The following is a 23836-nucleotide window of genomic DNA, read 5'->3' as shown; positions in this document are numbered from 1 at the left end:
AGACTGGGGGATTTATATGTTGTTGACGGCTTGTGTTATTGTTCAGGATAGGGTAGACTATATAGCCCGTACTATAAACAGTGTCAAAGGACTGGCAGATGAAATACTGGTACTTGATATAGATTCATATGATAGGTCTGCTGCAGTGGCAGCCGATTGTGGGGTCAGGGTGTATTCCTGTAATGATAGTAGTTTTGCAGAGACAAGGAATTATATATTGAAAAGAGCAGAGGGTGACTGGGTACTTTTTTTGCATGGTGGGGAAGAGCTTGCCAGAGACTATAATCAGCTGAGGTTATTACTCAAACAGTCAGATAATTTTGGGTTTTATCTCCCGATAATTAGCCTGTCTCTGCCGGGTAGAAGCCCTGAAAATTTAGATTTAGAAATGCCTTGTTTAGTATTTCGTCTTTTGCGCAATAAACAGGGTATGTGTTTTAAAGGTGAGGATTATGGTAGTATTATAAAATCTATTTGCAGGAATACTAAAAAGATGAGTATTAAGACCTTACAGCTTCCTATAATAACAAATTGTTATCAATACCCAAAATTTTATACGAGTCAGGGCCTAACAGCAGTTTTCCCATACTCCCGGGAGATAAGTGGGGAAAATTTCTTAAAAAAGGTGGAAAATAGAGAAGATATAGTAGGAGGTATCATACAGGAGGCTTATAAAGAGGCTGCAGAAGAAAACAACTGTCATCTTCTGGATAAAGCTATCTATATTTTATTAAATCAAGGAAAATTCTTGAGGGCTGAAAGAGTGATTAAGCAGGCTGAGGAATTTTTTCCTGGGGAATTTACATTTGCTCTCTGGGAAGGTTATTTAAGGTTTGTTCTAAAGGATTATCAACAGGCAATTACCTGTCTGCAAAAATTATTAAATAAAGAAAAAGATAAAAATATTAATTTCAAGTTATATTTTTTATTGGGTTTAGCTTATAAAGGGATAAGACATTTTAAAAAGGCTAATTACTTTTTTGGAAGGGCCCATAGGCTTGATAGATGTAATAAAGCAGTAATTTCCAATCTAATAGATTTAGAAAAAAAAGGTATTAATAAATTGGAGGGGTATAGTTATCTTAGGGAAAGGCTGGTATCTCCTCAGGGAAAACTCTTGCTGGCAGATATTTATTACCATTGTGGTGATTATTATACCGCCCTTGATATCTTAAAGGAAGCACTGGAGTTTAAAGAAATAAAAGATAGTTATTATTACTGGAAGGCTAGGATTCTATTAAAGACGAAAGATTATAGACTGGCCTTAAAATTACTTAGAAGTATCTCGCCAGCCTTTAATCATTTTAAGGATACCCTGAAACACTGCTGGATATTAAATATTTTACTGCCTGTTGATAAAGAATTTAAAAGTATTGTTAACCAGATTAAGTTGTTGGGAGATAGTGACTGGGAGTTATTAAAATTATATAATACTATTTATTTTAAAGGGAAAGATTTTTCTTTTCATTTTAACAATATATTATCGAAATATAAGTTTTATGAGAAAGCAGTTGCTTATCTAAGTCTATTAATTGAGTATTGTGATGATAGGGCAGTAGAGATAATGCTTGATATCATTAAAAAACTAAAAATACGGGAATCTGATAGGTATATCGGCAAGTTATTTTTTAGATATGCTAAGTGGGATAAGGCCTATTATTATCTCAAAAAAGACTTATCAAATGGTTTTGCCTTGCCAGAGCTAAGTTGCTTTATTGAGAGCTGCAGACAGCTTGACCGTTCATGTGAAGAAAAAAAATGTCTTCAAATATTAAAAAAGATGGGTAATTACCAGTTAATAGTAAATAAAAATTGATAAGTCATTGAAGGATTTTAACCCTCTTTGTCGAAATGTAACTAAGGTGCAACAATTTATTAACAAAATAGAAACATAGGATGTAGTGAAAACCAGGTTAATTCAGATAATCATTAGGCTAGTTTATGGAGGGAGAGATAATTTTTGTCATTGTCAATGCTTTTTGGGCTATTTGGTGGTCTTGGTTTATTTATTTATGGGATGAAACAGATGAGCGAGGGTTTACAAAAGGCCGCCGGAAGGAAATTAAAACATCTTCTTGGATTGCTAACTAATAACCGTTTTGCGGGACTTGCTGTAGGGACACTGGTTACAGCTGTTGTTCAGAGTAGTAGTGCAACAACTGTTATGGTAGTTGGTTTTGTTAATGCCGGCTTAATGACACTGGCTCAATCAATTGGCGTCATTATGGGGGCGAATATTGGGACAACTATTACAGCACAGTTAATTGCCTTTAAATTAAGTCATTATTCTTTACATGCCATTGCTATTGGGACAGGATTATACCTATTCAGTAAAAAAGATAGAAGTAAACAGTTTGGTCAGATTATTCTTGGGTTTGGGGTAATATTTCTGGGTTTATCTATTATGAAGGATACCATGGAGCCATTGAAGGATTCAGAGGTATTTGTACATATGATGGGCAATTTCGGCAAATCACCATTACTGGGGTTATTACTTGGTACAGGTGTAACGATAGTCCTACAGAGTAGTAGTGCCAGTATGGGTATCCTGATGAGTCTTTTATCAGTAGGAATAATTGATTACTGGTCAGCTGTACCGATTTTGTTAGGGGAGAATATTGGTACAACTATAACAGCTATTTTATCAAGTGTGGGGGCTAACCTTACTGCTAAAAGGGCTGCTGCAGCTCATTTTGTTTTTAACTTCCTGGGGGCTTCTGTAATTATCTTATTATTTTATTTAATACCTAATTTTGCTAACGTAATACATAATATAGTGCACAGTATATCAAGTATGTTTATTGTAGATGTTACAGCTGAAAGGCTACTGGCAAATACACATACTTTTTTTAATGTTATTAACACTTTAGTCTGGATACCTTTTGTAGGCTTTATGGTTAATCTGGTTAAACGTATTATACCTGGTGAAGAAACATCTATTAAACGGGGTTTAACCTTCCTTGATGAGAGAATGCTGGAGACTCCATCATTTGCTATCGACCAGTTAAAATCAGAGGTATTGAGAATGTATAAGATCACTAATGATATGGTTGATGAAGCAATTATGGCCTTTAAAGATACCAATGATGACCTTGTTAAGGCAGTTAGAAATAAGGAAGAAATAATTAATGAACTGGAAGAAGACCTGGTTACTTTTCTCACCCGGTTTCCCCGAAATACAATGGCAGAAGCTGATGTTAAAACAGTTGATATGTATTATGCTATGATTGATGATATAGAGAGTATAGCTGATGACGCCTTTGATGTTGTAGAGCTGGCTGTATTTAAAAAGGACAATAAAATTAGTTTTTCTAATGAGGCCTGGGAGACCCTTAATGATAATTTTGCTTTTATTAATAATTTAATGGAAGATGGACACCAACTCATTGATAAAAAAGACCTTTCCTTGATTGATAAGATAATAAAAGGTGAAGAAAAGATGGACAGGCTTCTGCTTGAACATCGTAGTGGACATATGAAAAGACTGGGCTATGGTATTTGTGACCCTAATGCAGGAATAGTTTATCTGGAAGTCCTTGATGAACTGGAACATATTAGTGACCAGTTGGCTGATATTTCTCATAGTATTACTGAGGCCCGAACAAATAAAATACTTTAAAGCAAAATGTCTTTGCTGGCTCCTTTTCTAAGGGGCTTTTTTTTGTTATACTGTGATTGGAGGTGGGTTTATCATTGAAGAAGGTACTGGTTATAGATGATGAGAAGAATATCAGGGAGTTAATTAAATTTAACCTGGAAGCTGCTGGATATGAAACTGTTCTGGCGGCTGATGGACAGCAGGGATTGGATAAGCTTGATGAGGGGGTTGATCTTATTGTTCTGGATTTGATGTTACCAGCTATTGATGGTTTATCAGTGTGTCGAAAGATCAGGGCAGATGATAAATATAGTAAGCTGCCGATTATCATGTTAACAGCTAAAGGAGAGGAAGTAGATAGAATACTGGGACTGGAAATGGGGGCAGATGATTATCTAACTAAACCATTTAGTCCCCGTGAACTGATAGCCAGAATAAAAGCGGTTTTAAGGAGGACAGCTTTAATAGTTGAAGGGAATACTGAGGATAAAAAACAGCTTATTAAAAAGGGTGAACTGGAGATTGATATACAGAGCCATGAGGCCAAAAAATCAGGTAAATTATTAGAATTAACCCCTAAAGAATTTAGTCTCCTAAGATTATTATTGATCAATGAGGGTAAGGTTATGACCAGGGATCTGTTATTGCAAAAAATTTGGGGATATGAGTATGCTGGTGATACCCGCACTGTTGATGTTCATATCAGGCGATTAAGAAAAAAGATTGGTGAAGATAGTATAAAAACAGTGAGGGGAGTGGGCTATAAATTTGTTAAAGTTTAATAATTTAAGTCTCAGAAAACAATTTATACTCCTCTTTCTTGCTATTCAGGTGGTATTATTGTTGATTGTAATGCTTTATTTCAATTATTCCGAACGAAATTTTTATCTCTCACAACTAAAGGAAAACCTTGAAAGTGAAGCAGTTTTAATTATTAATAATCAAAAGGCCAATATTATGGCACAAAAGGCAGTGGAGATAGATGCCTGGGTAAAAGAGATTGGTTCCAGGATAGATAAGAGGATAACAATTATTGATTTGAGGGGTAGGGTTATTGGAGATTCTAATTATGATCCTGGAGAGATGGATAACCATCTTAACCGTCCAGAGATTCAAGAGATTATTAATGGAGAAGGTACTGGATCGGCCATACGCAAAAGTGATACTTTAAATATAGATATGCTTTATACAGCAGTACCCATCTATCATGAAGATGATATAATTGGCTTTATTCGTATCAGCAAGTCACTACAGACTATTAATGCTATAATTTATACTAATATAATAAACAATCTGATCTTTTTTATTTTGATGTTATTTTTGACTTTAATATTAATCTGGAAGTTTACCAGGGATATAGTTAATCCTTTAGGACAGATAACAGAGTTAGCAAGTAAATTGGCTGATGGTAATTTTAGGGAGAGAATAAGATTAAAGAATTACCAGAATGAGATTGGAATCCTGGCCCGGGTATTTAATAATATGGCAGCCCAGTTAGATAACAAAATAAATCAAATATCAAGAGAGAAGAACAGGGCTGAAGCTATTTTAACAAATATGGTAGATGGTTTAATAGCTGTAGATAGTAATATGAAACTAACAATTATTAATCCGGCAGCCCGGATTATGTTTTCTATTGAGGGTGATGTTAGAGGCAAGAATATTATTGAGATTTTTAGACACCATGAAATTGATCAGACCCTGGAAAAATCCCTTAATAGTAACGAGATAATCAGCCAGGAGATTGTAATACAGAAAGATGAGAAAAAGATTTATGACTGTAATTTTGTACCGATAAGTAATGAAGAGGGATTTGTGATTGGGGGAATTATTGTCTTTAGTGATATAACAGAATTAAGAAAATTAGAGCAGCACAGAAAGGAATTTGTAGGTAACGTATCACATGAATTAAAAACCCCACTAACATCAATAATCGGATATGTGGATACAATACTCGATAATGATATTAAAGACCATATTATTATCAATAAATTCTTGAAAATTATTAAAGCAGAAACAGATAGGTTATTTTTGTTAATTAAAGATTTACTGGATCTTTCTAAATTAGAAGCCAAAAAGAGCTATATTCTGCGGGCTGCTATTTTAAATAAAATTATTGATAAAACGGTTCTTGTTTTAAGTGAAAAGGCTGAAGATAAGGAAATAGAACTGATTAAAGATGTCCCTAAGCTATTACCATTAGTCTATATGATACCAGAACAGATTGAGCAGGTTTTTATTAATTTAATAGATAATAGTATAAAATATACCCCTGATCAGGGAAAAGTGATAGTACGAGCCTATGAAGGGGATGGAAAGGTGATTGTTGAGATCGAAGATAATGGCTTTGGGATTCCAGAAAAAGAGCAGGAAAGGATTTTTGAACGATTTTACAGAGTAGATAAGGCCAGGTCGAGGTCAATGGGTGGGACAGGTATTGGTCTTTCAATTGTCAAACACATTATTTATAATCATAATAGTGAGATAGAAGTAGAAAGTCAGCCTGGTCAAGGGTCGTTATTCAGGTTTTATCTTGATATTGTTAAGTAGCTATAGAATTTTTATAGCTGCTTTTTTTTAAATGTGCTCAGCTCATAGCAAGTTTTGAATATTTATTAGGTAACCATAAATGATAAGCGTAAACAGTTAAATAATAGGCAGTAAGCATTTAGTTGAAGGGGTTGAGCCTCGAAATTTTGGATAAAAGACTTGACAAGACTTCTGATATACAGTAAACTATATTCAAGTGGTTAAACGATTAATCTATAGTAAAAGTTATTAGAAATTGTAATTAAGGAGATTGATAGTAAAAATATAATGATTCAAACACAAAAAGGTTATATGGAGCAAATAGCAAATTTTTTGTAAGGAATCTTGGCACTTAGGAATTCAAAATAAGGCCGAACCACAGGATGTGGTGAACTAATCCTGGGTCAGGACGCCCCATGGATTAGAAAGCTTTATTTTGAATGGATACGGGACTTAGATTACTCAAAAATTTGTCTTGCTGCGAGAGATGACCTTTGTGGACAAAGCATATAATATTTTTTTAAATTATGATTAAACGATTAATCAAGGGGGGTATAAAATGGGAATTACAATAAAAGATATTGCTAACGAAGCTAATGTTTCAACGGCAACAGTATCAAATGTTATAAATAATACGGGTCGTGTATCGTCTGATACAGCCCAAAAGATAAAAAGTATCATAAAAAAGCATGATTATTCCCCAAATGTGTCTGCTAGAAATTTAAAAAACAAGAACTCTAATTTAATTGGTTTAGTTGTACCATATTTACAAAAAGGAGAATTAGAAGATAACCCATTTTTTTGGGAGTTATTTAATGGAGTTGAAAATGGAGCTAAAGATAAAAATTTAGATGTTATATTAACTGGAATGGATTCAGAACAAGGTTTTGAAGTTTTTAACAAGCAATATTTGGATGGTTTAATTGTTATTGGTTTAAACCAAAAAAATGGCTTATATGAACAATTAAAAAATTTAAATGTACCGATTGTTTTGATGGATAGTTTTATTGAAGATGAAGATGTTTATCAATTAAATAATGAAGATGAAAAAGGTGGTTACATTGCAACACGATATTTAACTAATTTAGGACATAAAAATATTGCTATTGTAACAGGACCTTTAGATCAAAATGGTGTTGATAAAAAAAGATTATACGGATATAAAAAAGCTTTAAAAGAATCCAATATCGACTTTAATAAAGAGTATGTTTATGAAATTGGTGTCAGTCTAGCTGAAGGATATAAAGCTTCACAAAAATTATTTGCTAAAATGAATGAAATAACGGCTGTATTCATTTTATCTGATATTGGGGCAATGGGATTAATTAAAGGTTGTAATGAATTAGGAATAAAAATTCCTGATGATTTGTCAGTAGTAGGATATGATGATTTGTATTATTCTGATTATTTAATTCCCTCATTAACTACCGTAAATCAAAATATTTATCTAAAAGGGAAAACAGCTGTTCATATGTTGTTTGACCAGATTAATAATAAGTCATCTAATAAAAAGGTTACATTGCCTGTCGAGTTAAAGATTAGAAATAGTACAAGAAATATTTAATGATTAACGTAGAAAAGGAGGTGGTTAACTTAGAGTTGTGTTATTATAGCTGGCTTAGATTTGACGTAGCGGCAATTTTAAAAGGAGGGTTTTAATGAAAAAGTTTATCACATTCATATTAGTTTTAGTATTATTAATTGGCGCAACTGCTATGGTTTCTGCTCAAGTTACTTTGAGACACTGGGATTGGCATCAGCCGCGTATGAATTTAAAATTAGAGTATATAGAAGAATATGAGGAAATGAATCCTGAAGTGACAATTGATACTCAGGTAATTGGCTGGGATGATTATTGGACAAAATTGATGTCTGGTATTGCAGGAGGAGATGTTCCTGATATAGCTCAGTTTCACAATTCACAAACAGGTGTTTTTTTAAACCATTTAGAAGCCTATCCAGCTGATGTATTTGACTATGATCAATATAAAAAAGATATTATAAACTTCGAAGCAGCCTATCTTTTTAATGGCAAATTTTATTTCTACCCTGTAGGTATTATGTCTGGATTAATTTTTTATAATAAAGATATCTGGGCAGAAGCGGGTTATACAGAAGAAGATATACCTAAAACCTGGGATAAATTTGCTGAAATAGCAAAAAATCTTACTGAATATGATGATAACGGGGATGTTCAGATAGCAGGTTTTGCTCCTAATGGTATTTTAGGTGTATATTGGTTGGACTTACATTATCAATTAGGTGGCAATTTGTATGGTGAAGGTGCAAATACTGTAGATTGGAATAACGAAGCTGGTAAAGAAGCACTTTCATTCATCGAATCAATGGTCTTTGAAGATAGAGTTACTGAACCAGGATTCCTTGCATTTAATAAAGCATTAGGAACTGGTCATGCAGGAATGGCTTATAGCTGGAGTTGGTTAGGAGGAGAGTTAAATAATAACTATCCTGATCTTAATTGGGGAGTGTTTAGACTTCCAACCTTTGATGGTAAATTAGCTCCTGGACCTGTAGCTAGAAATAATCATGAAACAGGAATGGCTGTTATGAAATCTTCTGATCAGGAAAATAAGGATGAAGCTTTTAAATTCTTAAGATGGTTATATGAAGATACTGATTATTTAGTAGAAGCTAACTTAATCTTAGGTACAGCTCCTGCTAATGTTAATTTATTAGATGATCTTCGAATTGAAGAAAATAAATTGATTTCTGCTATAGCAGAACAGGTTCCTTATACAAATATTCCAGGTGAAATCCCTCATGGTGTTGAAAATAATTATGGTTTAGGAATGTTAGAGGAACTGTTATTTTTTGGTTCATCTGCTGATCAAGCTTTAGAAACTGCTGAAGCAGAAGCTAATCAGGTATTACAGGAAAATCCTGTTGATTGGTATGTAGAAGAGTTATATACTCCGCCTGCAGAATAAATATTTAATCAATTAAAATTTAAAGGGGATGATAGATTATCTTCATCCTCTTTAAATTAATATCTTATTGGAAAGGAGTCATTTATATTGTATTTAGTAAATAAATTTAAAAATATTGATCCCAAAAAAAGATTTATCTTTATAGTCCTCGTACCTGCGTTATTATTTTTTGTTTTTTTTAGTCTGTTTCCAATTCTTTATGCATTTTTTATTAGCTTTCATGAAATGAATTTCCTTGATTCCCCTGTATTTGTAGGGCTAAGTAACTATAAAGAACTTTTGAATGATCAACACCTTTTTAATGCTTTAAGTGTTACAACTAAATATGCTGTTTCTACTGTTTTTATAGGAGGTTTTTTAGCACTTGTATTTGCTCTTCTAATTAATAGTGTAAAGAAAGGAGCTGCTGTTTTCCGGGCTGTTTATTTTCTTCCAGTAATGACCTCGCTGGTTGCTGTGGGTATTATTTGGAGCTGGTTATATCAACCTAGATTTGGATTGCTTAATTCTATTTTAAACTTATTTGGTATTGGTCGTCAAATGTGGTTATCTTCACCTGATACTGCTTTGCCATCTGCAATTGCTGCTTCTATCTGGCAGGGGATGGGTTTTACTATTGTGATTTTTCTTGCAGGACTGAAAGGTATTCCTGAATCATTATATGAAGCTGCAGAAGTGGATGGAGCAAGTAAGCTGCAGAAAATATGGTATGTTACTATTCCATTATTAAGACCAACATTTATTTACTTACTGATTACCGGTTTTATTACAGGCTTTCAAGTCTTCGATCAATTATATGTAATGAGTGGACCTTTAAATTCAACTAGAGGATTTATAGAATTATTATATGTAAGAGCATTTAGTAATTATCAAATGGGTAGAGCTGCTGCGATGGCTTTTCTTTTATTTGCAATCATAGTAACTCTTACATTAATACAATTTAAATTTGCTTCGAAAAATGACTAGTATTAAAGGATGGTTAAAATGCTAAAAAAAATGAGTATATCTAAAATCATAAAATGGCTTATATTAATTGCTGGTGGTATTACGATGGTCTTTCCATTTTATTGGATGGTTATAACAAGTATTAAAATTCAAAGTGAGGTAATGAAAATTCCACCTGTTTTTATACCAACTGAAGTAACTTTCGAACGTTATTGGCGAGTTTTAACAGAGTTGAATTTTGCAAGATTTTTCTTTAACAGTATATATATAGCTACTGCTGTTACATTAGCTGTTTTGTTTACATCATCTATTCTGGGTTATGTTTTTACTAAATTTAAATTTAGAGGTAGAGATATTATCTTTATGGGATTACTATCTACAATGATGATACCTGCTGCTGTAACTATGATACCGTTATATTTATTATTAGGTAAAGTAGGCCTTGTAAATTCTCATTTAGCTATAATTCTTCCTGGGCTATTTAGTGTTTTTGGAATATTTTTAATGAGACAAACAATGCAGAGTATTCCTGATGAATTTATAGAAGCTGGTAGAATTGATGGAGCTTCAGAATTTACAATATTTTTCAAACTTATTTTACCACAGGCTAAAGCAACATTATCAGCCCTGGCAATATTTACTTTTATGGTACAATGGAATAATTTTTTGTGGCCATTAATTGTTTTAACATCTGAAAAACAATATACTCTGCCGCTTGGACTTCGTATGTTTCAGGGACAGTATTGGACAGATATGGGCTTAGTTATGACTGGTGCTACAATCAGTGTTATTCCGATAATCATTGTATTCTTATTTATGCAGAGAACATTTGTTAAAGGTATTACTATGACAGGTTTAAAAGGATAATTTTGGGGAGTGATTGTTTTGTTTGGAAAAATTAAAGATTATAAAAAAATAAAAAATAAAGTAGAAGTTGAATTTGAAAATAAAAAAGTTAATATAGTTGTGATTAATGATTATATAGTTAATGTTTTTGTCCCCATGAAAGATGCTAATTATAATTCTTACGCTATTGAAAATGATAATGTTAATAAGATGAAATTTGAAGTAATTAATAAAGAGAAAAAAATAATAGTAAAAACTGAACAAATAAGTGCACATATATATGATAATTGCAAAATTGATTTTTATAACAAAAATAATCAAATAATATGTAAAGATTATCGAGGGAAAAGAGAACCTTTTATTAGAAGAACTGATAATGCTATAGTTGAAGAAGAGGGACAAAAATTAACAAAAGATATAAAAAAACAACCAGTAGAAATTATGAAAGAAAATTTTGGTGATGAAAAGTTTTATGGTTTAGGAGATAAAACTGGGCATTTAAATAAGAAAAACTATCGATATGAAATGTGGAATACTGATGATCCAACTCCACATGTTGAAAGTTTTGAGACTTTATATAAAACAATACCATTTTTAATAACTCTTCGTGATCAATTTTCTTATGGACTGTTTTTTGATAATACATACAGATCGTTTTTTGATATGGGTAAAGAAAATACTAATTATTTTTATTATGGAGCAGAAGGGGGAGATATAAACTATTATTTTATCTATGGTCCAGAAGTTAAAAATGTAATCAAAAATTATAATAAATTGACTGGAACAACCCCACTGCCACAATTATGGACATTGGGACATCAACAGAGTAGATTTAGTTATGATAGTGAAAAAAGAGTTAGAGAAATTGCTGAGAAATTTAGAGAAAAAGAAATCCCCTGTGATGCCATACATTTAGACATTGATTATATGGATGGTTATAGAATATTCACCTGGGATAAAAAAAAATTTCCCAATTTAAAAAAATTGGTTAATGAACTGCATGAGGATGGTTTTAAAGTAGTAACTATAATTGATCCAGGAATAAAAAAAGATAGTGGGTATAAAATATTTAATGATTGTTTAGAAAATGGATACTATATAACTGATAAAGATGGTATTCCTTATGTTAATGAAGTTTGGCCAGGGGAATGTATATATCCTGATTTTACTAACAGTGAATGTCGAAACTGGTGGGGGAATAATCATAATAATTTAATTAATCTTGGAATTGATGGAATTTGGAATGATATGAATGAACCAGCCAGTTTTAATGGACCTTTACCTGACAATGTGAAGTTTAAAAATGGCGGAAAGCCTATATTACACAAAGAAGCACACAATATTTATGGTCATTTAATGTCTAAGTCAACTTATAAGGGGCTAAAAGCAATAACAGGGAAAAGGCCTTTTGTAATAACCAGAGCTTGTTATGCAGGAAGTCAAAAATATTCAACCGTTTGGACTGGTGATAATCAAAGTTTGTGGGAACATCTAAGAATGTCTTTACCTATGTTGATGAATTTAGGCATAAGTGGCTTCAGTTTTTCTGGGACTGATATAGGAGGATTTGGTTTTGATACTACCCCAGAGCTTTTAACACGCTGGTATCAAGCCAATTTATTTGCACCTTTATATAGGAATCATTCTAGTCAAGGAACCAGAGATCAGGAACCCTGGGCTTTTGATAATAAGACAGAAAAAATTATAAAAAAGTTCATTGATTTAAGATATCAATTAATACCATATATTTATGATCTAATAAAAGAAAGTGAAGATAGTGGTTTGCCTGTTATTCGACCATTATTTCTGCAGTATCAAGATGATCAAAATACTTACAATTTAAATGATCAATATTTAGTTGGAGAAAATATTTTAATGGCTCCTGTGGTAAGTCAGGGTGAAAAAAATAAAAAGGTTTATCTTCCAGATGATGAGTGGATCGACTACTGGACAGGAGAAGAATATAATAGTAAGCAGTTTATAATTAAAAATGCTCCTATAGATATTGTTCCAATGTATATAAAAAAAGGCAGTATAATACCTAATTATAAAAAGCAAAATTTTATTGGTGAAAATCAAATTGATAATATAATTCTAGATATTTATCCAGGAAATGGAGAGTATATGCATTATCAAGATGATGGCGAGACTTTTAATTATAAAGATGGAGAGTATAATTTATATAAATTTGTTCAAAAAGAATATCTAGATAGATTTGAATTGGATTTAGTTGTTGAATATCAAAAATACGAAAAAGTTTATAAAAAGACTACTTTAATATTTAATTCATTAAATATTAATAAAATTGAAGTTAATGGAAAGGAAGTAGAATATACATTTAAAAAAAATTCTGTTTTCTTAGCTTTAAATAGTATTAAAGAAGAAAAAATTGTTTTCTATAAATAAATATATCTTATTAATTAAATTCTTCATAACAACCTCCATAGTTAAACTATGGAGGTTGTTTGTTACGCCCAGCAGGGGCGTTTGCCTGTAGGTGAAAGGCATATAAGTGGGATGATAATGCTAACTGTAGCTTAAAATAAGGTTGTCCAAAATTATTCAAAACAGGCGATGTGAATTAGCACATATATGGAGTGAAAATAGAACGGTAAAACTTGATACTTAGAAGTCGATAGAAAAATCAGGAATAGGGACATGTGTTAACATTCTGTTAACATTATTTTAACAAGGCCTTAACACTAGTTTAATTCTTACGTAACATAGCTATGCTATTCTTTATTGTGTAATGAAGAAAAAACAAAAATTTGTTAGGGGGAATTTTATCACTATGTTAAGGAAAATAATGGTTTTCACCTTTATTGCTATGATGGTTGTTTCTGGTTTTGCTTTCGCTGGATCTATTACTATTGTTGGTTCGTCAACTGTTTTACCTGTTGCACAAAGAGCTGCGGAGGTATATATGCAGAGAAATAATGATGTTGATATCTCTGTAAGGGGTGGTGGTTCTGGGACAGGTATTGCTACTTTAGTTGATGGTGCCTGTGATATAGCTGATGCCTCAAGGTTTATTAAGGATAAAGAGGTTAAGAATGCTGTTGCCAATGGTATTTATCCTGTACCACACCGGGTTGCCCTTGATGGGATAGCAGTAGTAGTTAATCCTGCCAATCCAGTTGACAACCTGACTTTGGAAGAGATTAAAGGGATTTATACCGGTAAGATTACTAACTGGCAGGAAGTAGGCGGCAATAATGCGGAAATAGTTGTAATTTCCCGTGACTCCAGTTCAGGTACTTTTGCAGCCTTTGGGGAATTAGCCCTTGATGAAGAAAAAGTAACACCGAATGCTTTATTACAGGCCTCTAATGGTGCTGTTGCTGGTGTAGTATCAGAAAACAAAGATGCTATAGGCTATGTAGGTCTGGGATACCTGAGTCCAAGTCTGCAGGCTGTAAGTGTAAATGGTGTTGAGTGTACTATAGATACAGTAAAATCTGGTTCATATGCAATCTCACGTGCCCTCTTTATGTTTACTAATGGCTGGCCTACAGGGACAACAGCTGACTTTATTAATTTTATTTTAAGTGAAGAAGGGCAAGAAATAGTGGGGGAACAGGGGTATGTTAGACTCTTTTAGATATATAATATTAAAAATAAAATAATGTTTGTTAAAGTAAAGAGGGGATTTTGATTCCCTCTTTACTTAAATAATATAGATAAAATATGAAATTAACAAATAAACAGGGTTTATTTATTAAAATTTTTATAGATGTTTTAGCTTATTCTAAAAGGGGTGTGAGTAGATGATTGATTGGAAGTCTAAAGAAAAGGTAGTCAGGATAGCCTTACTGTTTTTTGCTATATCTTCTATTCTATTCCTAACAGGGATAGTTATAGTTTTATTCAGGGAAGGTTTCTATATATTTGAACAGGTAGGTATATTCAAATTTATATTTGGTAAGGATTGGTACCCCACTTATGAACCTCCAGACTTTGGTATTCTGCCATTATTATCCGGGTCATTGTTGGTTACCCTAGGGGCAATGATCATAGCAGTTCCTATAGGTGTATCTTCAGCCATATTTATTTCTTATATTTTGCCTAAAAAATTAAAGAATATTGTTAAACCAATGATAGAGATGTTAGCAGGGGTTCCTTCTGTAATTTATGGTCTATTTGGGATGAAGATATTAGCCCCTTTCCTCAGGGAATTATTTAATCTCCCTACAGGATTAACTGCCCTTAATGCTTCAATAATGCTTGGTATTATGGCTATGCCTACAATTGTGAGTTTGTCAGAAGATGCCCTTACTTCTGTACCCAAAAAGTTTCGTGATGCATCACTGGCTCTTGGGGGGACTAAATGGGAAACAATAAGTAAAATTATCATGCCCACAGCGTCATCTGGGATTGTAACAGCGACTATTTTAGGAATAGGAAGGGCTATTGGGGAGACAATGACAGTTTTAATGGTTGCTGGAGGGGCGGCAGTTATACCTAAAACAATTTTAAAACCGGTTAGACCGATGACTGCTTCTATTGCTGCGGAAATGGGTGAAGCACCTGTTGGCAGTGAACATTACCATGCACTATTTGGAATAGCTATTGTGCTTTTTATAATTACCCTGGCTTTTAATATTACGGCTGATTTTATATCAAGTAGATTTAAAAAGAGGGTGAGTGGAAAATGACAAAAGGACAATTAAGAAAAAGGCATTTAATACAGCAATTAGTCTTCAGTGTTTTTGCTGTAACTTTACTTTTTACAATAGCAGCCTTATTTTCAATAATTTACTTTATTTTTAGTAGAGGAATGAGTGTAGTTAACTGGAGTTTTATTTCCACTATGCCCCGTATGGGGATGAGTGAGGGAGGCATATTACCAGCTCTACTGGGTTCATTTTATCTGGTAACTGGCTCGATTTTGATAGCTTCTCCTCTGGGTGTTTTTGCAGCGATTTATCTGACAGAATATGCCCATCAGGGGAAATTACTACGTTTTATACGGATAGGGATTAATAACCTGGCAGGTGTACCATCAGTTGTCTTTGGGTTGTTTGGTTTAGCTATTTTTGTTAAGTATTTTGGTTTTGGGGTATCTATTTTGTCTGGTTCTGCTACACTGGCTATTGTAATTTTGCCGACAATAATCAGAGCCTCTGAAGAGGCATTACTGGCTGTGCCGGATGAATATAGACATGCTTCACTTGCTATGGGAGCTACCCCTTGGCAGACAGTAAAAAAGGTTACCTTACCTGCGGCAATGCCAGGAATTTTGACTGGTGTTATACTTGGGGTAGGTCGCGTTGCCGGTGAAACAGCCCCGATTATTTTTACTGCAGCAACCTTTTTCTCTATTAAACTACCTTCTTCTATCTTTAGTGAAGTAATGGCTTTACCCTATCATATATATGCCCTGGTTACTGCTGGTACAATGCCGCATAAACAGACAGCCCTGGCCTATGGCACAGCGGTAGTTTTATTGGGTTTAGTATTGTTTATCAATCTTATTGCTATTGTACTACGGATAAGATATGGTAATAAGATTAAAAAATAATTCCCATATGGGAATTATTTTTTAATCTTTATAAAATGGATATATTTATTAGTGCAATTTCAAAATTACATAGTTTTAGGGGGAAAAATAAAATGATAAGAAAAAAGAATCCCTTAATAAGAATATCTGATTTAAAAAGCAGTATTGCTGCCAAAGTAATAATTATTGTTGCTATAACAATGCTTATTTCTTTTTTTTTGTTAGGATGGAGTATTAATAGGTCAATATCAGTTAAACTTACTGATTTAACAGAGCAGAGCAATATGGAGATTGCCAAGATATTAAACAAGGAAATAGCTTCTTTTTTAGATGAGGCAGAAGGTGCTGTATTAAGACTTTCAAAGGATTATGGACTCCGTTCTAATGATCAGGTAAAGATAGTTGCCAAAAGTAAATTTAGTAGTGAATTAGAGGAAAACAATTATTTTCAATCTATTTATTATGTTTCTAGTGACGATAAGATAGTAATTCCTGAAAGAAAATTAGCTGATTATAATTATCAAGAGGAAAAATGGTTTCAGTTAGCAAAAGAAAGTAATAAACCAGTCTGGACTACATCAAGCAAAAAAATAAATGAAGCTAATTATACCCTCTCCCTGGCCGTTCCTGTCTACGATTATACAGATAAATTTATGGGTGTACTAGGTGCAGATATATCTCTGGAGAGTTTAACTAGTATCTTAAATTGGAGTATTGGCAAAAATGGTTGTGTTTCATTAATTGATAGCCAGGGTAAAGTAATTACGATTTCAGAGAAGGAAGGGGAACAAGCTGGGACAGTCTTATCCCTTGATACAGATTTAAATCAAATATATCAAAATGAACTCCATCATGGTATTTATCAATATAAAAATGAGGAGTATTTAATGTCATTTCAGCCTTTTAAAAAAATAAATGCAGCTGTAATAACAATGATTCCTCTTGCTGAGGCATATGAAGCAAAAAAAGTAGTTAGAATGCAAATTTTTATCTTTGCATTAATCGTTTTGTTAGTTATGACCGTAACGATTACTATGATTATTGATTATCAACTTATAAAACCCTTATTAATAATTAAGGATAGGATGCAGGAGGTTGCTACTGGCAATTTAGGTGGGTCAATAGAATTCAAAAGACAGGATGAAATTGGTAAACTTGCAATGACTTTTAACCGTATGGTTAGACAGTTAAAGGGTATTATTACAGGTATACATAATACTGCTGGAAAGGTATCTGTTACATCGCTTAATATGAAGAATATTTTTCAGGAAATAAGTACTGCTTCTGAGGCTATTAGTATTTCTACAGAAAATGTGTCGGCTGGTACCGAAGAACAGGCAGCTAATATTGATAATGTAAATAATGAAATCAAGAAACAGGCTGGCTCTTTAAATAAATTAGCAGTATCTAATAAAAGAGTAGAAAATTTAACGGAGAAAATGAATCAGGCAGCTGCTACTGGGCAGAATGAAGTTGAAAGGGTTAGTAAACAAATGAATAATATTAGTAAGGCTATTGTTGATGTTGCTGAAGGAATAAAAAACCTTCAAAGGAGTTCTGATGAGATTGATGATATCCTTACTTTAATTAATAGTATATCCAAACAAACTAATTTACTGGCTTTAAATGCAGCTATTGAAGCTGCCCGTGCCGGAGAAGCAGGTAAGGGTTTTAGTGTAGTAGCAGATGAAATACGACAGTTAGCTGAAGAGTCATCTAAGTCATCTGATCGAATAAAGGGATTAATTGATGAGATAAAAGATGAAACAAAAACTGCCAGTCAAAAAATGGCTCAGGGAAATAGAGAGGTGAGTGATGGTGCTGAGATCGCACAAGGGGCTTTTGAATCATTTAAAAGGATTGAAGAGGCTATTAAAGATTTGACTGAAGGTATTTACATATCAAGTGCTGCTGTAGCAGAATCCACAGAAAATAGTAATATGATAGTAAGTAATATAGAGAATATTGCTATTATTGCTGAAGAAACTTCTGCCAGTGCAGATGAAGTTACTGTAACAAGCCAAGAGCAGACCTCAAATGTACAGGAAATAAGTGTTTATGCTAATGAGCTTGCTGACCTTTCCTGTGACCTTGAAAATATGGTTAAAAGCTTTTCCTTTCAGGATTAAATTAACATTTTTTAATAATTACTTAACATTATTTTAACATAAATTAAATATCTTGGACATATTTCTCCTTTATAATTAGATATATAAAATAGTAAGGGGGAATCGTTTTGTACAGTAAAAAATTACCAAAAATATGCATTGTTTTGTTAATTCTATTGATTAGTTTAACAGTAGTAACTAATGTAGTAGGTGCTCAATCACCAAAATATGTATTTTATTTTATCGGTGATGGTATGGGGCCTTCTCAAAGACAGGCTGCCGAGTATTATTTACAGGCGGTAGAAAGGGATGAGAATACCAGGTTAATGATGAATCAATTGCCGGTGGCAGGGATCAATACTACCCATTCTGCTGATTCATTAATTACAGATTCAGCAGCTGCCGGGACAGCTCTGGCTGCCGGTTATAAGACAAATAATGGGATGATTTCTGTGCTTCCAGATGGAACACCAGTAAAAAGCCTGATTGAAGCAGCTGAGGAGAAGGGTATGGCTACAGGTATTATTACTACTACCAGATTAACACATGCTACACCTGCTGTATTTGCTGCACATAATATTAATAGAAATGCAGAAAATGAAATAGCCTATGATTATTTAGATAGTGGTGTTGATTTCTTTGCTGGTGGTGGGTATCGTCATTTTGTTCCCCAGGACTGGCAGTGGGGTAATTCTAAAAGGAAAGACGATATTAATATTGCTCAGGAGTTTTATAAAGCAGGTTACCATATTTTTTTAACTGAGAATGATACTGATAAATTCAGGTCTTTTAAGCCAGTAGGTAAGGAAAAGGTCTTTGCAGCTTTTACATATAGTCATCTCCCCTATGAATTGGATAGGATCGAGAGTGAAGTGCCGAGTGTTGCAGAATTAACTGCCAGAGGTATTGATGTACTTGAAAAGTATGCCAATGGTTTTTTTATGATGATAGAGGGTGGGAGAATTGACCATGCCTGTCATGCCAATGACCCTGCAGGGAGTATTTATGATACACTTGCTTTTGATGAAGCAGTAGCAACAGCTTATGACTTCTATCAGGACCATCCTGATGATACTTTGATTATTGTGGCTTCTGACCATGAAACAGGTGGTTTTGGTCTGGGATTTGGCACAAATTATTTTCTTAAAATGGAGCCGTTAATGGCTGTAAAAGCTAGTACTGCAGATATACTACAGGGTAAATATAATGGGAACAGGAGTCAGTTCTTTAATTTTATAGCAGCAAACTACGGCCTGGCGAATTTATCTGTTGAGGAGAAGTCTGCTATTGAAAAGGCTATGGATATAGTTGATACCGGGATAGAAGATAAAGCGAAGCGATATGGTGGTTATGATCCAGTGGCTATTGAGGTTACCCACATAATATCTGAAAGGGCCAATATGAACTGGACAACATATGCCCACTCTGGTACAGTTGTTCCTTTATCGGCTGTTGGAGTTAAGGCAGAGCAACTGGGTGGGTTTAAAGATGATACAGAAGTTGCCAAGGCTATTGCCAATGTTGTTGGTCTTAATTTAAACTAAGCAGTTGAAAATTCTTATATATTTTGTACTAGTAGATGATAGTCAGGGGAGGTAATCTTTCCCTGACTATCTTAATATACAGCTGACTACTATAAATAGGAGGGGCTTAGATGAGGAATATAAAGTTATCACTTACATTCTTGTTATTATTTTTGACAGTAATAGGCCTGTTTTTTTTGGAAATAAACAACAATAATATTGAACGGCAGGCTTTAATTAAGGCAAAAGTAATAGGGACTGATGATAGTGATGTTATTCAGTCCAGTATTGCCAGGATTGGAATGCAGGAATTAACTGTCAGAATACTTGAAGACAAACACCAGGGAGAACAGGTTGTAGCTTATAATACTTTACAGGGAAAACCTTCCTTAGATAATTATTATAATGTAGGAGATACAATATTAGTTGCTTTACAGGAACAAGATAATAAATTAGTTAATGCCAATGCTGTGGATATGTATAGAAACAACTGGGAGATTATTTTATTTGCCCTTTTTGTTCTATTACTACTTATTTATGCTAAAAGTATTGGTATAAAGGCTATTTTTTCTTTTATAGCTAGTCTCTATATAATCTGGAAATTTCTAATTCCGGGTTTACTGGCTGGTTATAATCCATTGTTGTTTTCAACCCTAATATTGTTAATACTGTCTGCTATAATATTGTTTTCTATTGCTGGTTTTACTAAAAAAGGTCTAGCATCATTTATTGGGACAGTAGTTGGTCTAATGGCAGCAAGTGGTATTGCTGTTATCTTTGGTAATAAAATGAGCCTACAGGGAATGACTGTTCCTTATGCTGAGACACTATTATTTAGTGGCAATATTGGTTTAGATATGAAACATATTTTTTATGCAGCTATTGTTATTGGTGCCTCAGGTGCGGCCATGGATATTGCCATGGATATTTCAGCATCTATGGAAGAAATTAAAATTAAAAAACCTGATATTGAAATATGGGAATTAATTCGTTCTGGATTTAATGTAGGAAGGGCAGTTATAGGTACAATGACAACAACATTATTATTAGCATATTCAGGTGGTTATCTAACTTTAATGATGCTTTTTCTATCCCAAAATACCAGTTATACTAGAATGTTAAATTATAAAGTAGTTGCAGCAGAATTGCTAAGAATTGTAACTGGTAGTATAGGTTTAGTGCTTGTTGCACCGATAACTGCTATTGTAGCAGGCTGGATTTATACTGTTGAATTAAGAGATATAAAAGTGAAAAAGATGATTAGTGATTTTAGTAAAAATTATAAAGTTAAGTAAGAATCAAGTACTATCTAGAAGGTGATTATAATTAATTCAGTAATGTTTGATTTTAATTTGCAGGAACTAAATAATATTATTGAAAACAAAAAAATTAGAACCCTTTTTCAGCCTATTGTCAATATAAAAAACGGTAGGATACTGGGTTATGAAGCTTTAAGTCGTGGTCCGGCAGGTACTAATTTGGAAAACCCTATCCGGCTTTTTGATTCTGCAAAAAAACATGGTAAATTATTTTTGCTGGAAAGTATCTGTCGTGAAAAGGCATTGAAAAGGGCCCATATTTTTGCTGGAGAATATAAACTATTTATAAATATAGATCCCCATGTTATCTATGATACTAATTTTCAGAGGGGAACTACCAGGCAGCTTTTAAAACATTTATCACTTTCTCAACAAAATATTGTAATAGAGATAACAGAAAGGACATCTATTAATGATTTTAACACCTTTAAAAAAGCACTTAAACATTATCGACGGCAGGGGTATCGTATTGCTCTGGATGATACAGGAGCAGGTTACTCAGGGTTGCAGTCACTGGTTTCTATAGCATTTGATTATATCAAAATAGATCGTTCTCTAATAAGTGATATTGATAGAGATAAGGTTAAACAGGCCCTTTTAGAGTCGCTTGTCCAATTTGGCCATAAAATAAGCTCAAGTCTAATTGCTGAAGGTGTTGAAAGAAAGGAAGAATTAGATGCCTTAAATAAACTGGGAGTAGATTATGTTCAGGGTTATTATATTGCTAGACCAGCGGAAAAAATATGTAAAAGGGTATTTAATCTATTTTAGTTATTTTAACATTCCTGTAACATAAATTTAACATAGAATTAATAAAGTATTGTTATACTTAAGACGGTTATAGTAATATTTCAATATATTATATAAAGCTAACTTAAAAAGCTCTTAGAACTATACTGTAGGAGAAAGGGGTTATTGTTTATGGCTAAGAATAAAATGAGGGTTAGAGACCTTGATTTCTATTATGGAAATTTCCAGGCCCTAAAAGATATTAACTTAACTATAAAAGAGAATAAGGTTACTGCTTTGATTGGTCCATCCGGGTGTGGCAAATCTACTTTTCTACGGATACTTAACCGAATGAATGACTTAATTGAGGGTAGTTGTGTAGAAGGGGAGATACTTCTGGATGGAAAAGATATTTATAGTAAGGAAACGGATGTAGTTGAATTAAGAAAAAAGGTAGGTATGGTTTTTCAACAACCGAACCCCTTTCCCAAAACCATCTATGATAATGTGGCCTATGGTCCCAGGGTTCATGGCCTGAAAAATAAAGGTGAACTGGATAGATTAGTAGAGGAGAGCCTTAAGGGGGCTGCTCTCTGGGATGATGTTAAAGATAGATTACATGAGTCTGGTCTTAGTATTTCTGGTGGACAGCAGCAGAGGTTATGTATTGCCAGGGCCCTGGCAGTAAAACCAGAGGTCTTGCTTATGGATGAGCCAGCCTCAGCTCTTGATCCGGTGGCAACAGCTAAAATTGAAGAATTAATTGATATTCTAAAACGGGATTATACGATTGTGATTGTTACCCATAGTATGCAGCAAGCGGCCAGGGTGTCAGATAATACTGCGTTTTTTTTGATGGGAGAAGTAATTGAATATGATAAAACAGAGAAAATATTTGAGAATCCGTCCGATCAGAGGACAGAAGATTATATAACCGGTAGGTTTGGTTAAAATAAAAAGGGGTGGTAGTTATGCGAAAGAGTTTTCATGAATCAATTAAAGAGATTAAAAAAGACCTTCTCAAGATGGGAAGTATGGTGGAAATGGCCATCCATAAAAGTATTGAATCCCTGAAAGAGGGAGATCTGGAGATGGCTGCTAATGTAATAAAAAAGGATGATAAAATAGATGATTTTGAGACAGCACTTGAAGAAAAATGCACTAAATTAATTGCCCTTCAGCAGCCAGTTGCTAGTGATCTCAGGGTTATTATTGTAATCTCTAAACTGGTAACTGATCTGGAGAGGATTGGTGACTATGCCTCTAATATAGCCAATCAGGTACTGGATATAGCTGACGAACCACTTGTGAAGCCATTGATAGATATCCCTCGTATGACTGAGATTGTTACCCGGAGACTGCGTGAGAGTCTAGATGCCTTTATAAACATGGATATTGAACAAGCTAAAAGGGTTGCCCGGGAAGATGAAGAAATTGATGTTCTGGATAAACAAATTATGAGAGAACTGATTACTTTTATGTTAGAAGACCCATCAACTATTAAACAGGCTACTTCCTTAATGTTCATTAGCCGCTTTCTGGAGAGAATAGGTGATCATTCAACAAATGTTTGTGAGCGAGTAATATATATGGTAAGTGGTGTCAGAGAGAATTATTAATAATTAATTATGCAATGAAAGTTTTATTATGAAAAACATTTTAAATTCCCCCTCAGGTTTAAGAATAGTGAATCTGAGGGTTTAGTTATTGTGAATAATTAACTCTGAAAAAAGGATTTTATTATCTAAAGAATAATATTATAAGTGTGTGTTCGAAAAGATATAAATAGGG

Annotated in this window: 18 protein-coding genes; all 18 read left to right on the top strand. The window is 33.5% G+C overall.

Going from position 1 to position 23836, the window contains the following annotated elements; translation table 11 throughout:
- The first annotated feature begins 16 nt into the window (after positions 1-16).
- The 18 genes from D7D81_RS00745 to phoU all read left to right on the top strand — a co-directional run bounded on the left by D7D81_RS00745 (position 17) and on the right by phoU (position 23664).
- Positions 17-1816: a glycosyltransferase gene (locus D7D81_RS00745; RefSeq protein ID WP_125986372.1), complete on the top strand. Its 1800-nt coding sequence runs from the start codon at positions 17-19 to the stop codon at positions 1814-1816.
- A gap of 156 nt (positions 1817-1972) precedes the next feature.
- Entirely contained in the window at positions 1973-3619 is a 1647-nt protein-coding gene (locus tag D7D81_RS00740) for a Na/Pi cotransporter family protein (RefSeq protein ID WP_286170022.1), read from the top strand.
- Between the two features lie 74 nt (positions 3620-3693).
- Positions 3694-4380, top strand: a complete 687-nt coding sequence (locus tag D7D81_RS00735; protein WP_125986368.1) for a response regulator transcription factor — start codon at positions 3694-3696, stop codon at positions 4378-4380.
- A gap of 70 nt (positions 4381-4450) precedes the next feature.
- Positions 4451-6148, top strand: coding sequence for an ATP-binding protein (locus tag D7D81_RS00730; RefSeq protein WP_286170375.1), 1698 nt, complete (start codon positions 4451-4453; stop codon positions 6146-6148).
- Between the two features lie 538 nt (positions 6149-6686).
- Entirely contained in the window at positions 6687-7691 is a 1005-nt protein-coding gene (locus D7D81_RS00725) for a LacI family DNA-binding transcriptional regulator (protein ID WP_125986364.1), read from the top strand.
- Between the two features lie 94 nt (positions 7692-7785).
- The gene (locus D7D81_RS00720; RefSeq protein WP_125986362.1) at positions 7786-9075 is read left to right on the top strand and encodes an ABC transporter substrate-binding protein; all 1290 of its coding nucleotides are present in this window, start codon (positions 7786-7788) and stop codon (positions 9073-9075) included.
- Positions 9076-9162: 87 nt separating this feature from the next.
- Entirely contained in the window at positions 9163-10041 is an 879-nt protein-coding gene (locus tag D7D81_RS00715) for a carbohydrate ABC transporter permease (protein WP_125986360.1), read from the top strand.
- A gap of 18 nt (positions 10042-10059) precedes the next feature.
- Positions 10060-10887 carry a carbohydrate ABC transporter permease gene (locus D7D81_RS00710; RefSeq protein ID WP_205739296.1) on the top strand — a complete coding sequence of 276 codons (828 nt, stop codon included), beginning with the start codon at positions 10060-10062 and terminating at the stop codon, positions 10885-10887.
- 18 nt (positions 10888-10905) lie between these two features.
- A complete protein-coding gene (locus tag D7D81_RS00705) occupies positions 10906-13272 on the top strand; it encodes a glycoside hydrolase family 31 protein (protein ID WP_125986358.1) in 2367 nt (788 codons plus the stop codon).
- A 385-nt stretch (positions 13273-13657) separates the two neighbouring features.
- A complete protein-coding gene (locus D7D81_RS00700) occupies positions 13658-14467 on the top strand; it encodes a phosphate ABC transporter substrate-binding protein (RefSeq protein WP_125986356.1) in 810 nt (269 codons plus the stop codon).
- A gap of 166 nt (positions 14468-14633) precedes the next feature.
- On the top strand, positions 14634-15521 hold the full coding sequence (gene pstC / locus D7D81_RS00695) for a phosphate ABC transporter permease subunit PstC (protein WP_125986354.1): 888 nt from the start codon (positions 14634-14636) through the stop codon (positions 15519-15521).
- On the top strand, positions 15518-16387 hold the full coding sequence (gene pstA, locus D7D81_RS00690) for a phosphate ABC transporter permease PstA (RefSeq protein ID WP_125986352.1): 870 nt from the start codon (positions 15518-15520) through the stop codon (positions 16385-16387). The genes pstC and pstA overlap by 4 nt, the downstream gene beginning before the upstream one ends.
- Before the next feature lie 92 nt (positions 16388-16479).
- Positions 16480-18495 (top strand): methyl-accepting chemotaxis protein, encoded by a 2016-nt coding sequence (locus D7D81_RS00685; RefSeq protein ID WP_164522058.1) that lies wholly within the window; start codon positions 16480-16482, stop codon positions 18493-18495.
- A 107-nt stretch (positions 18496-18602) separates the two neighbouring features.
- Positions 18603-20018 carry an alkaline phosphatase gene (locus D7D81_RS00680; RefSeq protein WP_125986348.1) on the top strand — a complete coding sequence of 472 codons (1416 nt, stop codon included), beginning with the start codon at positions 18603-18605 and terminating at the stop codon, positions 20016-20018.
- 110 nt (positions 20019-20128) lie between these two features.
- Positions 20129-21292, top strand: a complete 1164-nt coding sequence (locus D7D81_RS00675; protein WP_125986346.1) for a YibE/F family protein — start codon at positions 20129-20131, stop codon at positions 21290-21292.
- A gap of 42 nt (positions 21293-21334) precedes the next feature.
- Entirely contained in the window at positions 21335-22087 is a 753-nt protein-coding gene (locus D7D81_RS00670; protein ID WP_125986344.1) for an EAL domain-containing protein, read from the top strand.
- A gap of 150 nt (positions 22088-22237) precedes the next feature.
- Entirely contained in the window at positions 22238-22996 is a 759-nt protein-coding gene (gene pstB / locus D7D81_RS00665; RefSeq protein ID WP_125986342.1) for a phosphate ABC transporter ATP-binding protein PstB, read from the top strand.
- A 20-nt stretch (positions 22997-23016) separates the two neighbouring features.
- Complete coding sequence (gene phoU, locus D7D81_RS00660; RefSeq protein WP_125986340.1) at positions 23017-23664, top strand: phosphate signaling complex protein PhoU; 648 nt, start codon at positions 23017-23019, stop codon at positions 23662-23664.
- Positions 23665-23836 lie beyond the last annotated feature (172 nt).

The organism is Halocella sp. SP3-1 (genome assembly GCF_003953885.1).
GTDB lineage: Bacteria > Bacillota > Halanaerobiia > Halanaerobiales > DTU029 > Iocasia > Iocasia fonsfrigidae.
The sequence above is the reverse complement of the archived record's forward strand: the minus strand, read 5'-3'. Positions and strand labels throughout refer to the sequence as shown.